Source organism: Microbacterium sp. As-52 (genome assembly GCF_049949185.1).
In the GTDB taxonomy this organism is placed as follows: domain Bacteria; phylum Actinomycetota; class Actinomycetes; order Actinomycetales; family Microbacteriaceae; genus Microbacterium; species Microbacterium maritypicum_A.
This window is the reverse complement of the sequence record NZ_CP188171.1, coordinates 3,083,304-3,096,518: the sequence shown is the minus strand read 5'-3', so window position 1 is coordinate 3,096,518 and position 13,215 is coordinate 3,083,304. Positions and strand designations below refer to the sequence as shown.

The following is a 13,215-nucleotide window of genomic DNA, read 5'->3' as shown; positions in this document are numbered from 1 at the left end:
TCGTAGGTCGCCGGGAAGCCCCGGTGCTTCTCTCGATCCCGTGCCCGGACGCAGTCCGTCATGCGTGCAGGACACCCCTTCCCCGAGGGATACTCTCGAAGGGTGACCCCCGCACACTCCTTCTCCGAGCCCACGAACACCGAGGCCATCCGCGTGATCGGCCGCTTCGAAGCCGGCCGCGGCATCCCGGATGCGATGCGCACAGACGTCAGGATGCTCGGGCAGCTGCTCGGGCAGGTGCTGCGCGAAGCCGGCGGCGACGGCCTCTTCGAAGACGTCGAACGGCTGCGACTCGCGACGATCCAGGCCTACGACGAGGAGACCCCCGACGCGTTCGAGCGCGCGGCGGCGATCGCCGAGTCGTTCACGGTCGAGCGGGCCGACGAGGTCGCCCGCGCCTTCACCTGCTACTTCCACCTGGTCAACCTCGCCGAGGAGCACCAGCGTGTGCGCGTGCTGCGCGAGCGTGCCGGACAGCCGGGACGTGAGGACGCCGCCGACACCGTCGCGACCGCGTACGCCCGACTGCGCACCGAGGTCGGCGACGACGAGGCGCGCCGCCGCCTGGAGGGCCTCCGCTTCCACCCGGTCTTCACCGCGCACCCGACCGAGGCCCGCCGCCGTGCGGTCTCGTCGAGCATCCGCCGCCTGTCGGAGCTGCTCACGCAGCACGACGCCGCGAGCGAGGGCGGATCGGAAGAGCACCGTGCCCGCCGACGGATGCTGGAGGAGATCGACACGCTCTGGCGCACCGCTCCGCTGCGTTCCCAGAAGCCGTCTCCGACCGACGAGGTCCGCACCGTGATGGGCGTTTTCGACGAGACGCTCTTCACGACGGTGCCTCATGTGTACCGTCGCATCGACGACGCGCTCCGGGGAGAGGACTCGGGTGCCAGCGCCCCCGTCGTCCCCGCCTTCGTGCGGATCGGCTCGTGGGTCGGCGGCGACCGCGACGGCAATCCCTTCGTCACGGCGTCCGTCACGCGCGAGGCCTCGCAGATCGCGGCGGACCACGTGTTGCGCGGGCTCGAGCGTGCGCTGGAGCGCATCGGCCGGACGCTCACCCTCGCCTCAGACGACACGCCGCCCAGCGCCGAGGTCACCGCACTCTGGGAGAGCTTCGCCGCTGCAGAGCCCGCGCTGGCAGCCGAGCTCGCCACCCGCTCTCCCGACGAGCCGCACCGCCGCGTGCTGCTGATCCTGGCGCGTCGCGTCGCCGCCACGCGCCGGGGTGACGACAGCGCCCAGGCGTACGCACGTCCCGAGGAGCTGCTGGAAGATCTGCGCGCCGTGCAGGCGTCGCTCGCCGATGCCGGCGCGAAGCGCCATGCGTTCGGCGGCGTGCAGCACCTGATCTGGCAGGTCGAGACCTACGGCTTCCACCTCACCGAGCTGGAGGTGCGTCAGCACTCCCAGGTGCACGCGAAGGCACTGGCAGAACTCGAGGCGGGAGAGGCCGTCAGCGCGCAGACCGAGGAGGTGCTGGAGGTGTTCCGCGCGATCGCGGATATCCAGCGCGACCGCGGGCTGCGCGCCGCCGGGCGCTACGTCGTCTCGTTCACCCAGGCCGCCTCTGACCTCGCCAATGTGCACCGCCTCGCCCACTACGCCCTCGGCGACGACGCTCCGGTGCTCGACGTGGTGCCGCTGTTCGAGACGTTCGCCGACCTGCAGGCGGCTCCCGGCATCCTCGAGGAAGCCGTGACGTTCCCGGAGTTCCGCGAGCGCATGGCGGCCACCGGCAACCGGCTCGAAGTCATGCTCGGCTACTCCGACTCGTCGAAGGACGTCGGCCCGGTGGCCGCGAACCTCGCCCTGTACGAGGCGCAGGAGAAGATCGCGCGGTGGGCCCGGGAGTCCGGCATCGAGCTGACCCTCTTCCACGGTCGTGGGGGTGCCCTCGGACGCGGCGGCGGCCCCGCCAACTCCGCGATCCTCGCGCAGCCGCCGCACTCGGTCGACGGCCGCTTCAAGCTCACCGAGCAGGGCGAGGTGATCTTCGCGCGCTACGGTGAGCCCGCGATCGCGATGCGTCACATCGACCAGGTCGCCGCGGCGACGCTGCTCGCCTCCTCCCCCACCGAGGAGCAGCGCACGAGCCGGGCGGCCGCGCGGTACGCCGAGGTCGCGTCGATCATGGACGCTGCCTCCCGCGAGCGCTTCTTCTCCCTCGTGAAGGCGGAGGGTTTCGCTCCCTGGTTCGCCACCGTGACCCCGATGGAGGAGATCGGTCTGCTCGCGCTCGGCTCCCGCCCCGCCCGCCGCGGACTGTCGGTGGAGTCGCTGGAAGACCTGCGGGCGATCCCGTGGGTCTTCGCGTGGACGCAGGCTCGCATCAACCTGGCCGGATGGTTCGGCCTCGGCACCGCTCTGGACGCCGTCGGCGATGAGGCGCTGCTCGTCGAGGCGTACCGGGAGTGGCCGCTGCTGCGCACCATGATCGACAACGTCGCGATGAGCCTCGCGAAGACCGACGAGCGCATCGCGCGCCAGTACCTCGCCCTCGGCGACCGCGACGACCTGGCGCAGCTCGTGCTCGACGAGCTCGCGACGACGCGGCGCTGGGTGATCCGCCTCACCGGCGGCGAGAGTCTGCTCGAGAACAAGCCCGTGCTCCAGCGCGCCGTACAGCTGCGCAGTCCGTACGTCGACGCGCTCTCGCTCCTGCAGCTGCGCGCGCTCCGGGCGCTGCGCTCGGCCGCGGAGGATCCCACGGGCTCCGGCGCCGACGCGGAACAGCAGCGACTGCTGCTGCTCTCCGTCAGCGGTGTGGCCGCCGGCCTGCAGAACACCGGGTGACCGACGTCGCCACCGAACCGGCGGGAACCCCCGCTTCGGTGGCGACTAGAGTGAAGTCTCTGCCGGATCCGGCACAGCCTCACGCGACACGATCGCCTGCACCACCATCCCCCACCAGAAAGCTCTTCCGCGTGACCGCTTCGTCTCCCGCCGACTTCCATCCGCTCGCCGCATCGGTGCAGCCCGTGTTCGACACGGTGCTCTCCCGCAGCCCGCACGAGCCGGAGTTCCACCAGGCCGTCCACGAGGTGCTGCACTCGATCGCCCCGGTCCTGGAACGCCACCCGGAGTACGTCGACGGCGGCATCCTCGAACGGCTCGTCGAGCCCGAGCGTCAGATCCTCTTCCGCGTGCCGTGGATCGACGACTCCGGAAAGCTGCAGGTCAACCGCGGCTACCGCATCCAGTTCTCCTCGGTGCTCGGCCCGTACAAGGGCGGACTGCGCTTCCACCCCTCGGTGAACCTGTCGATCATCAAGTTCCTCGGCTTCGAGCAGATCTTCAAGAACGCGCTCACCGGTCAGGGCATCGGCGGCGGCAAGGGCGGCTCCGACTTCGACCCGCACGGCAAGTCCGACGCCGAGGTCATGCGCTTCTGCCAGTCGTTCATGAACGAGCTGTACCGCCACCTCGGCGAGCACACCGATGTTCCCGCGGGCGACATCGGCGTCGGCGGCCGCGAGATCGGCTACCTGTTCGGCCAGTACCGCAAGGTCACCAACCGCCACGAGTCCGGCATGTTCACCGGCAAGGGCACGGGGTGGGGTGGTGCCGAAGTGCGCACCGAGGCCACCGGCTACGGCGCGGTCTTCTTCGCGCAGGAGATGCTCGCCGTGCACGACGACTCCCTGAGCGGCAAGCGTGTGGGCATCTCGGGATCCGGCAACGTCGCGATCTACGCGATCCAGAAGGCCACCCAGCTCGGCGCCACCGCGGTGACGGCTTCCGATTCCTCCGGCTACGTCGTCGACGATGCCGGCATCGACGTCGACCTGCTGCGCCAGATCAAGGAGGTCGAGCGCGCCCGCATCGTCGAGTACGCCCACCGCCGCCCGAGCGCCCGCTTCGTCGAGGGCGGCAGCGTGTGGGAGGTGCCGGTCGACATCGCCGTGCCGTCCGCCACGCAGAACGAGGTCTCCCTCGCCGACGCGGAGGCACTGATCGCCAACGGCGTGCGCGCCGTGTCGGAGGGCGCGAACATGCCCTGCGTGCCGGATGCCGTCGACGCCTTCCAGAAGGCCGGTGTGCTGTTCGCCCCCGGCAAGGCCGCGAACGCCGGTGGTGTCGCGACCTCGGCGCTCGAGATGAGCCAGAACGCCTCCCGTCAGCGCTGGAGCTTCGGCGACAGCGAGAACAAGCTGCGCGAGATCATGGGTGACATCCACGATGCCGCCTTCGACGCCGCGGAGCGTCACGGCGTCGCGGGCGACTACGTCGCCGGTGCCAACATCGCGGGCTTCGAGCGCGTCGCCGCGGCGATGCTCGCCCAGGGCGTCATCTGATCCGTCCCTTCCCGCGGCGAAAGAGCCGCCTTCCTCTTCGGAAGGCGGCTCTTCTGCGTCACGGAGCCGTCGTCAGCTCTCGTCGACCGGCACCTTGACGACCTTGTTGTACCCGGTCACCGCCTGGTTCTCGTCGAACGCGACGACCTTCTTGCGGAAGCCCTTGGTGATGATCGCGAGGTAGACGACTCCGATCGCGGTCCACACGAGGCCCCCGCGCAGAGCGTCTTCATGCAGGTTCGCCCAGAGCAGGCCGGTGAGGACCATGCCGATGCCGGGCATCACGATGAAGTTGAAGATGTCGCCGGGCGTCTTGCGACGGCCCTTGCGGATCGCGAACCAGGCGATCACCGAGATGTTGACGAACGTGAAGGCGATCAGCGCCCCGAAGTTGATCCACGCCGCGATCAGCTCCAGGGTGAACGGGATCGCCAGCAGGGAGATGGCGCCGACCAGCACGATGTTGAACGTCGGCGTGTGGGTGCGCGGGTTGATGTAGCCGAACGCCTTCTGCGGCAGCACGTTGTTGCGCCCCATCACCAACAGCATGCGCGACACCGAGGCGTGCGAGGCGAGGCCCGAGGCGAGGGTCGCGCAGAAACCGGCCGCGGTGAGCACCGCCATGAGCACGGGTCCGCCGACCAGGTTGCCGATGATCGGGAGGGTGGAGTCCTCGACGAACTGCATGTCGCCGCCGGGCGCGAACTCGTTCCAGTCGGGGAAGCGCAACTGCGTGAGGTAACCCGAGATCAGGAAGATCGCCCCGCCCAGCAGCACCGTCAACAGGATGGCCTTCGGCATGATCTTCGGATCCTTCGCCTCCTCCGCGTACATCGTGACGGCGTCGAAGCCGATGAACGAGAAGCAGACGATCGTGGCGCCCATCAGCACCGCGCCCATCGTGGCGCCGTCGTGGAAGAACGGGGTCATCGACGCGACCGTTCCCGCCCCCTCGCCGCGCATCAGCTGGGCGATCACCATCACCACGAACACGGCCATGACGACGATCGAGAACACCAGGAGGATCATGTTCATGTTCGAGGTGCCGCGCATCGTGAGGTAGATGATGGTGGTGACGAGGATGCAGTACAGCACGACCCAGATCCAGCCCGGGATCTCGGGGAACAGCGCTTCGAGGTAGCTGCGGATGATGAGGCAGTTGACCATCGGCAGCAGCACGTAGTCGATCAGCGAGGTCCACCCGACCATGAACCCCAGATTCGGGTGGATCGACTCGCGCACGTACGTGTACGCCGAACCGGCACTCGGGATCGCGCTCGAGATCTTGCCGTAGCTGATCGCCGTGAAGACCATCACGACCAAGGCGACCAGGTAGGCGGCCGGTACGACGTCGTCGGTGTCACGGGCGACCATGCCGAACGTGTCGAACACGACCGTCGGCGTCATGTATCCGAGCCCGAGCCCGACGATCGCCCACAGTCCGAGATTTCGTTTGAGCGTTCCTCCGCCGTGCGCGAGCGGCTTCGTCTTCGTGGCCATGGGTACTCCTCGGGGGACAGCGCATGGGTCGGACTTCGGGTCGTCCGACGCTGAGCAACAGTATGGACCGGAGGGAATCGTCAGCGCTACGGTGAATTCGGTTCGAAATGCGCTTTTAACATTCCGAACGACGGCGGGATTCGAAGGAGACGCCCGACCTCACCATCCCTCGGTGAGCACGCGATCCAGCATCGCGACGACGTGGTCGGCGCTCTCGGCGCTGAGGCACAGGGGCGGTTTGATCTTCAGCACGTTCGAGCGTTCCGAGGTCGTCAGCACGATGACCCCCAGTTCGCGCATCCGCTCGCAGATCGCCGCAGCCTCGGCGGCGGCAGGCTCCATGGTCTCGCGATCGCGCACGAGTTCGACGCCCAGGTACAACCCCTCGCCGTGGACGACGGCGACGAGCGGATGCCGGTCCGCGAGGCCGCGCAGGCCCTCGGCGAGGCGGGCACCGATCACTGCGGCGTTGTGCTGCAGGTCGTCCTCGGCCATCGCGTCTAGCACCGCGATGCCGACCCGGCAGCTGAGCGTGCTTCCCCCCGCAGACGAGAAGAACTGTCCCTGCGTCGACAGCGCGTCCGCGATGCGCTTCGTCGTGATCACCCCGCCGATCGGATACCCGTTGCCCATCGGCTTCGCGATCGTGACGATGTCGGGCACGACGTCCGCGAGCTCGAATCCCCAGAAGGTCGATCCCATCCGCCCGAATCCGACCTGCACCTCGTCGGCGATGCACAGTCCACCCGCCGCCCTGATCTGTGCGTAGGCCCCGGCCAGGTAGCCGTCGGGGAGCACCACGCCTCCCGCGTTGCCGAGGATCGACTCGCACAGGAACGCGGCGACCTCTCGTCCCTCGTCCTGCAGCCGGTCGAGATCGGCAGCGAGATCGGCGAGGTAGTCGCCCGCCACGTCGGAGCCTCGATAGGTGCCGCGGAAGCGATTGGGGACATCGGCCACGTGCACCCAGTCCGGGCGCGTCGCGAGGGCGGAGGGATTGTCGTAGGCGCTGGTCGTGACCGCATCGCTCGCCATGGTCCAGCCGTGGTACGCCTCGCGCAGTGCGACGACCGTCCGCCGTCCGGTCGCGGCCTGGGCCAGACGGATCGCGAGGTCGACCGCTTCCGAGCCGCTGTTGACCAACAGGACGGTGTCGAGGTCGCTGCCCTCCGGCATCAGTTCGAGCAGCCGCTCGCTGTACTCCGCGAGATCGCGGAACAGGAACCGGGAGTTCGTGGCGAGGGTGCGCAGCTGGCGGTCCGCCGCATCCGCGACTTTCGGATGCGCGTGGCCGAGACCGGCGACGTTGTTCACCATGTCGATGTAGGTGCGCGCGGTGGTGTCGACCAGGTGGTGCCGCCAGCCGCGCTCGATCTGCGGCGGGTGCGCGTAGTAGCGCTCCTGCGCCGCCGCGAAGATGCGCTCACGGCGCGCCTGCTCCGCCGCCGAATCATCCCGCTGGGCGAAGGAGGGCAGCCCGAGCAGCGGCGCAGGATCTGCGGTGAGGCGGCGCCAGGCCGCGACCCGATCGGGGGCGATCAGTGCCGCTCCGTCCGCCTGGCGCTCCGGAGCGTCGTCGCGGTGGATTCCGACGGTCAGGCGCCGCGGCTCGAACGACGCGGCGAGCCAGCCCACGGTCTCCCCCGCATCGACGGGGCGCTCGCGCCGCTCCTCCGCATCGAGACCCGAGACCTCCAGCACCCATTCTTGGCCGTCGTCCGGACCGGTGAGGTCGAGCGCGAAGCGGGCGATCGCGCCCCGCTGCGTCACCCGTGCCTCCGTCGGTGCCACCACCCGCACCCGAGGGCCGGGAGGCAGATGCAGTTCGGTCGCGGTCGCCCAGGTATGCCCCGGGTCCGCCTCGTCGACGGTCGCGCGGGTCAGGCGGAACGCCCCGTACGGCATGACCGCCACAGCGGCGCCGAGGTCGAATGCCTCGGCGACCAGAGCGTGCTCGACCGATTCCTCGAGCCAGCGCCCGTTGTCGAGGGCGGCGGACTCGACACCCGGATCGATCACGGCCACGCGACCGGTGAGATCCGGCAGCAGTGCGCGCAGCGGAGCCTCGTCGTCGTCCCCTGCGAGTTCGGGCGCGGAGAATCCCGGGGCGTCGATCCCGACCGCGGCGAGCACGTGCTCGGTCATCTCCACGAGCGGCAGCAGCGTCGCGGCGTCGAAGATCGCCTGCTCGCCCGCGACCCTCTCACGCGCGTAGTCGTTGTCCCCGTCGATCTCGAGCTGACGCCACCCGCTCGCCACCAGCAGGGCAGCGCGCAGCACCACGAGCGGCCAGACCGCCCTCGCCTCCGCATCGCCCAGCGGCACCTGGCGATGGAATGCCGCGATCGTCTCGATCACCCGCAGCGGCCGCTCCGGGTCGTGGTGCAGCATCGATGCCGCGCACACCGCCAGTTCGGCGACGCGCCAACCGAGCCCGAGGTCGCCGAGGTCGAGCACCGTGCGCGGGTGCAGCCGTGCGTCGTCGCCCCGCTCGCCCATCACGTTGTCGTCCGTGAGGTCGCCGTGGATCGTCTGCACGGGGAGCCGGTCGGCGAGAGGTTCGACGGCGGCGTGCGCCTTGGTCGCGGCGCGCAGCACCCGTCCCCGAAGTGCGGCATCGGCGATCGACGGCGCGAGCGCATCGATCTGTTCGTATGCGACGCGCATGTCCCACATCTGCCGACGATCCAGCCCGGGGTGTCGGAGCGGTTCCAGCGCGCGCACGGAGGCGGCGGCGAGCGCGCCGAACTCCGCGAGCACGACGGGTGCGAGATATCCGGAACCCACCATCGGCTCGCCCGGCGCGAACTCACTGCGCCGCGCGGCGAAGCCGTTCCAGCGCTGGGTCAGCGCACCGTCGAGGCCGGGGAGCACTGCCGGTACGCGAACGCCGGCAGCGCGGTAGGCCTCGAGAGCGACATGCTGGGCGTCGCGTTCGTCGTCGCCGAACACCGGGTTGTCGATCCGCAGCACGCTCCTCGTGCCGTCTTCTGCCGTGAGCAGGAAGTTCCGGTCCTGGTTGCTGCCGAGCTCTTCCGCTGTCGCCGTGATCCCCCAGCACTCGAGCGCGATGCGCGCGGCATCGGCCGTATCGACGTCGGGACGGACCAGGCCCACGCCCGCCGTCATGCGCGGTGCTGCCCGCGGTGCGCGTCGCCGAGGCTCACGTCGTGGGCATGCCGCGCGAGCGAGCTGCCGTAGCGCTCGGTCAGCTGCACCATCAGGTCGGGGGTGTCCCGATCGACGCCGAAGACGTGCCCCGGGAAGTCGAGATCGGGCTGTGCCGCCGCGATCTCCTCCTCACGGTCCGGCGAGAACAGCTGTGCGGGGTCGCCCACCGCCACCCAGCCGATCGGCACGACCGTGCCCTCCGGCAGCACGGCGCGACGGAGCACGATGGCGTTCACGCGCACCTCACAGCGCGGCCCGATCAGCGAGCCGTTGAACAGCCGCGACCCCGAGGCGAGGAACGTCTCGTCTCCCACCGTCGCACCGGCGATGCTCGACAGCGTGCCGATCAGGGTGTGCGACCCGATGTGCACCGCATTCGCCGCCGTCGCCCGGATGAGCGCATTCTCCATCACGATGACGTGCTCGCCGAGCGTGATCGCTCCGCCCTCGGCGGTGATGACGGCACCGTGCAGAACCTGGCAGCCCGGCCCGATCTCCACATCTCCGGAGACGACGGCGGTGGGGGCGATGACGGCGGTGTCATGGACGCGGGGCCGAGCCCCGAGGTGCTCGTACAACATGCGGCCAGACTAGTACCGCGGCCCCCCGTCGCGCGCTACTCGGTCTTGGCCGGCTCGGGGAAGATCGCGGTGAACAGCTGCCCGACCCACTCGAGCAGCTGTGCGTCGGGGAGCGGCTCGAGACCCACCCCGACCGCCGCGGGGACGGTGGGCATCGGCACGACCAGCGCCTCTCCCCCGGCCACGAGCTTCGCCTTCGGGTAGAGCCGCTGCAGCCGCACCTTGATCGAGTCTTCGAGCCGCGCGGGCGCGATGCGCAGGTTCGAGCCCATCACGACGACGTCGGTCAGCCCGACCCGGGCAGCGCGACGGCGCAGACGCGAGATCGCCAACAGGCCTTCGACCTCTTCGGGCGGCGTGCCGTAGCGGTCGACGAGCTCTTCGACGACCAGATCGATCGCCTCATCCTTGGCGGTCGCCGCCGAGGCGGCGGAGAGCTTCTGGTAGGCCTCGAGCCGCAGCCGCTCGCTGTCGATGTAGTACTCGGGGATGCGCGCATCGAGGGGCAGTTCCAGGCGCAGCTCCTGCCCGGTCTCGACTTCGTCCCCGCGGAACGTCGCCACGGCCTCGCCGATCATGCGCAGGTACAGGTCGAATCCGACGCCCGCGATGTGTCCGGCCTGTTCGGCGCCGAGCAGGTTGCCCGCCCCGCGCAGTTCGAGGTCCTTCAGCGCGACCTGCATGCCGGAGCCCAGGTCGTTGTTGACCGCGATGGTCTGCAGGCGGTCGGCCGCGGTCTCGCTCAGCGGTTTCATCTCGTCGTACAGGAAGTACGCGTAGGCGCGCTCGCGCCCTCGTCCGACGCGTCCACGCAGCTGGTGCAGCTGACTGAGTCCGTACTTGTCGGCGCGGTCGATGATGATCGTGTTCGCGTTCGCGATGTCGAGACCCGTCTCGATGATGGTCGTCGAGACGAGCACGTCGAACTTGCGCTCCCAGAAGTCGTCGACGACCTGCTCGAGCTGGTGCTCTCCCATCTGTCCGTGCGCGACCGCGATCCGGGCCTCGGGAACGAGTTCGGCGAGCTCGCTCGCGACGCGCTGGATCGACTGCACCCGGTTGTGCACGAAGAAGATCTGCCCTTCGCGCAGGATCTCGCGACGGATCGCCGCGGCCATCTGCTTGTCGCTGCGCGGGCCGACGAACGAGAGGATCGGGTGCCGGTCCTCCGGCGGGGTCGCCAGCGTGGACATCTCCCGGATGCCGGTGACCGCCATCTCGAGCGTGCGCGGAATGGGCGTGGCACTCATGGCGAGGATGTCGACGTTGGTCTTCATCTTCTTGAGCGCGTCCTTGTGCTCGACGCCGAACCGCTGCTCCTCGTCGATGATCATCAGGCCGAGGTCCTTGAACATCACCTGGTCGGTGAGGATGCGGTGGGTGCCGATCACCATGTCGACCGAACCCTCGAGCAGGCCTTGCAGAGTGAGACGCGCCTCCTTGTCGGTCTGGAAGCGCGACAAGGGCCGCACCTTGACAGGGAAGCCGGCGAAGCGCTCGGTGAACGTCTCGAGGTGCTGCTTCACCAGCAGCGTCGTCGGCACGAGCATCGCGACCTGCTTGCCGTCCTGGATCGCCTTGAACGCCGCCCGGACCGCGACCTCGGTCTTGCCGAAGCCGACGTCGCCCGAGAGCAGCCGGTCCATCGGGATGGGCCGTTCCATGTCGGCCTTGATCTCGTCGATCGTCTGCAGCTGGTCCTGTGTCTCCGCGAACGGGAACGCCTCTTCCAACTCGCGCTGCCACGGGGTGTCCGGGCCGAACGCGTGGCCCTTCGCGCTCATGCGCGCGGAGTAGAGCTTCACGAGCTCGACCGCGATGTCGCGCACGGCCTTGCGCGCCTTGCCCTTGGCCTGCGACCAGTCGCTGCCGCCCATCTTCGAGAGCGTCGGGGCCTCGCCGCCGACGTACTTCGAGAGCAGATCGAGCTGATCCGTCGGCACGAACAGCTTGTCGCCCGGGTAGCCGCGCTTGGACGGCGCGTACTCGAGAACGAGGTAGTCGCGGATCGACTTGGTGGCGTTGCGCCCGCCGGTGGACACCTCGCGCTGGGTCATCTCGACGAAGCGGCCGATGCCGTGGGTGGCGTGCACCACGAAGTCGCCCTGCTTGAGCTGCAGCGGGTCGACCACGTTCTTGCGCCGCGAGGCGAGCTTCTTGACGACACGCTGATCGCCGCCGATGGTCCGGCCGTAGAACTCGTTGTCGGTGAGGACGGCGAGCTTCGCCTCGGCCACCTGGAAGCCGGCCTCGACGGATCCGGTGACGAGGGTCGCGACACCGCCCTCCGGTGCGTCGGTGAGCGTCTCGACCACCCGCGCGGCCAGGCCGCGGTCGGCGAGCACGTCGCGTGCGCGATCGACCAGACCGTGACCGGCGGCGATCACGACCACCCGCCAGCCGTCGGTCACCTTCGCCTCGACGAACGAGATCGCGCCGTCGACGTTGCCGTGGAAGGAGGGGATGACGGCGGCGCCGAGGTTCGTGGCCTCCGCATCGCCCTCACCGAGCCCGGCGCCGAACGGGCTGAGCCGCCACCACACCCCGCCCCGGTCGCGCACGACCTCGCGCAGCTCGGCGATGGTCAGGAAGTCACCGGCCCCCAGATCGATGGGCGCGGAGGCGCCGGAGGTGGCGGCGCTCCAGGCAGCGTCGAGGAACTCGCGGTTGGTGTCGCCCAGGGTGATGGCGCGCGCACTCGATCGCTCGGGATCGATGACCGCCGTGGCACTTCCCGCCGGTAGGTACTCGGCCAGCGACTTCAAGGGTCCGGCGACCGCGGGGAGCAGCGACTCCATGCCTTCGACCGGGATGCCCTCGGCCATCTTCTCGAGCATGCCCGAGATCGCCGGGAAGCCGCCGACGAGTGCGCGGGCCCGATCGCGGACCTCGGCCGTGAGCAGCAGTTCGCGGGTGGGCGGCAGGTCGACGCCGGTGACATCACCCGGAAGCGAGCGCTGGTCCGCGACGGAGAACGCACGGATCTGGTCGATCTCGTCGCCGAAGAACTCGACGCGATAGGGGTGCTCCGACGTGGGAGGGAAGACGTCGAGGATGCCGCCGCGCACCGCGAACTCGCCGCGCCGCGACACCATGTCGACGCGGGAGTACGCCCGTTCGACCAGCTGCTCGACCACGCGGTCGAGTTCGTGCCCCCGGCTGCCGACGCCGAGTTCGAGCGGGGCGATCTCGCCCAGGTTGCCGGCGATCGGCTGGAGCGCGGCCCGCACGGACGCGACGACGACGAGCGGGTGGTCGCCCGACCACTCCGCGATCCGGCGCAGCGTCTGCAGACGCTGACCGACCGTGTCCGGGCTCGGGCTGAGCCGCTCGTGCGGCAGCGTCTCCCAGGCGGGGAACGTGAGGATGTCGGCGTCGGGCAGGTAGGCGTGCATCGCCAGCGCGAGGCTCTCCGCCCGCCTCCCGGTGGGGACGACGGCGAGGAGGGCGGCCGGGTGTCCCGCCGCCGCCCTCTTCTCGAGCAGGCCGGCGAGCGCCGGGGCGTCGAGCCCGTCGACCAGGCCGAGGTCGGCGTCGGTGCGCGCCCAGCTGAGGGCGTCACGGTACAGAGACGCCTCTTCCAAGGCGCGCAGAATCCCCGGAACAGTCACCGGACAAGACTAGTCGCGCCCACGGACACTCCGGCCGCCGCGCCCGTCGAG

6 protein-coding genes are annotated in these 13,215 nt (G+C 69.8%); 2 read left to right on the top strand and 4 right to left on the bottom strand.

The features are described from left to right. Positions 1-60 precede the first annotated feature (60 nt). Both ACLFA2_RS14950 and gdhA read left to right on the top strand, forming a co-directional pair. Positions 61-2,799, top strand: coding sequence for a phosphoenolpyruvate carboxylase (locus ACLFA2_RS14950; protein WP_208323588.1), 2,739 nt, complete (start codon positions 61-63; stop codon positions 2,797-2,799). 131 nt (positions 2,800-2,930) lie between these two features. Further along, positions 2,931-4,301 (top strand): NADP-specific glutamate dehydrogenase, encoded by a 1,371-nt coding sequence (gene gdhA / locus ACLFA2_RS14945; RefSeq protein ID WP_021199508.1) that lies wholly within the window; start codon positions 2,931-2,933, stop codon positions 4,299-4,301. A 72-nt stretch (positions 4,302-4,373) separates the two neighbouring features. Here the strand turns inward: gdhA and ACLFA2_RS14940 are convergent, their stop codons facing one another. The 4 genes from ACLFA2_RS14940 to mfd all read right to left on the bottom strand — a co-directional run bounded on the left by ACLFA2_RS14940 (position 4,374) and on the right by mfd (position 13,164). Beyond that, positions 4,374-5,801: an APC family permease gene (locus ACLFA2_RS14940; protein ID WP_021199507.1), complete on the bottom strand. Its 1,428-nt coding sequence runs from the start codon at positions 5,799-5,801 to the stop codon at positions 4,374-4,376. Positions 5,802-5,960: 159 nt separating this feature from the next. Beyond that, positions 5,961-8,930 (bottom strand): aminotransferase, encoded by a 2,970-nt coding sequence (locus tag ACLFA2_RS14935; RefSeq protein WP_426621571.1) that lies wholly within the window; start codon positions 8,928-8,930, stop codon positions 5,961-5,963. After that, positions 8,927-9,553, bottom strand: a complete 627-nt coding sequence (locus ACLFA2_RS14930) for a gamma carbonic anhydrase family protein (protein ID WP_021199505.1) — start codon at positions 9,551-9,553, stop codon at positions 8,927-8,929. Before ACLFA2_RS14930 ends, ACLFA2_RS14935 begins: the two co-directional genes overlap by 4 nt. A 35-nt stretch (positions 9,554-9,588) precedes the next feature. Continuing rightward, positions 9,589-13,164: a transcription-repair coupling factor gene (gene mfd / locus ACLFA2_RS14925; RefSeq protein ID WP_031207203.1), complete on the bottom strand. Its 3,576-nt coding sequence runs from the start codon at positions 13,162-13,164 to the stop codon at positions 9,589-9,591. Positions 13,165-13,215 lie beyond the last annotated feature (51 nt).